Source organism: Streptomyces sp. ActVer (assembly GCF_027270795.1).
Taxonomy (GTDB): Bacteria; Actinomycetota; Actinomycetes; order Streptomycetales; family Streptomycetaceae; genus Streptomyces; species Streptomyces umbrinus_A.
Map to the genome: position 1 here is coordinate 1 of NZ_JAPWHT010000934.1, position 1,068 is coordinate 1,068.

Annotated in this window: 1 protein-coding gene; it reads right to left on the bottom strand. The window is 74.6% G+C overall.

The genetic code is table 11. From position 1 onward, the window contains the following. Window positions 1-1,068 (bottom strand): ATP-binding protein (locus tag O3Q52_RS53440; protein WP_269655594.1); only part of this gene is annotated, 1,068 nt, incomplete at both ends.

A 1,068-nucleotide genomic window follows, 5' to 3' on the forward strand; every position in this document is an offset into this window, starting at 1 on the left:
CCGCCAGCGCGAGCCGTCGCAGCAGCCGCCGGGCCGTGTCCGACTGGTCGGTGTAGCGCAGCCACAACACCCGCTCGACCGGCTCGACCGGTCCGTACGCCGCCAGGTCGGTGGCGAGCCGGCTGGGTGTGCGCGGGCCGAGGGACGAGCCCGCGATGCGCAGCGCCAGCGGGAGGCCGCCGCACAGCTCCCGTACCTGGTCGGTCGATTCGGCGTCGTACGGAGCCGAGCTGTCCTGTGCCGCCGCTTTCAGGAGCTCCTCGGCGCCGGGCGCGGTCAGCGGCTCGACCGCCAACTGGTGCACCCAGGCGGGGAGATCGGAGGGCAGGTCGAGGGGTTTGCGGGCGGTGACCACGACGAGGCTGTCGGAGCGCTCGGGCACGAGCGTGCGTACCTGCTCCACATCGCTCGCGTCGTCGAGGATGATCGTCACCGGGAGGCCGGTCAGATGCTGGTGGTAGAGCTCGGCGAGCCGCCTGACCTGCTGGTCCTGCGAGGAACGCTCACGGAACAGCAACTGCTCGCGGGGCGCGCCGAGCCGGTTGAGCAGGTGCAGCAGCGCGTCGCGGGTCGTCAGCGGCGACTCCTCCGGGCTGTCGCCGCGCAGGTCCACCACGCACGCGCCGCGGAACTGGTCCTTCAGTTCGTGCGCCGCCCGGACGGCGAGGGTGCTGCGGCCGGAGCCGGGCGCGCCGTACAGCACGACCACCGTCGGCCTGGTCTCCGTGCTCGCCCGGGCCGCGTGCACCCACTGCGCGACGCGCAGCAGCTCCTGCCGCCGGCCCGCGAACGGCCCGACCGGCTCGGGAAGCTGGCCGAACGACTGCTCCAGGACACTCCGTCTGCGGGCCGCCGCGCTCTTGTCCGTACGCCGCAGCTGGGGCGCCCCCTTCTTCGCGCCGGTGGACGCGATGAGGACGCGCTGCTGGTCGAAGAACGGCCGGATGCCGCGCACCTCCAGGGCGGTCAGCCACGCCAGGCGCAGCTGTTCCGGGCCGCCGGGCTGGCCGAGGGCCCCCGCCCGGCGGCTCGCGGCCGGCAGGTGGGAGGCCGTCACCTTCGCCACCG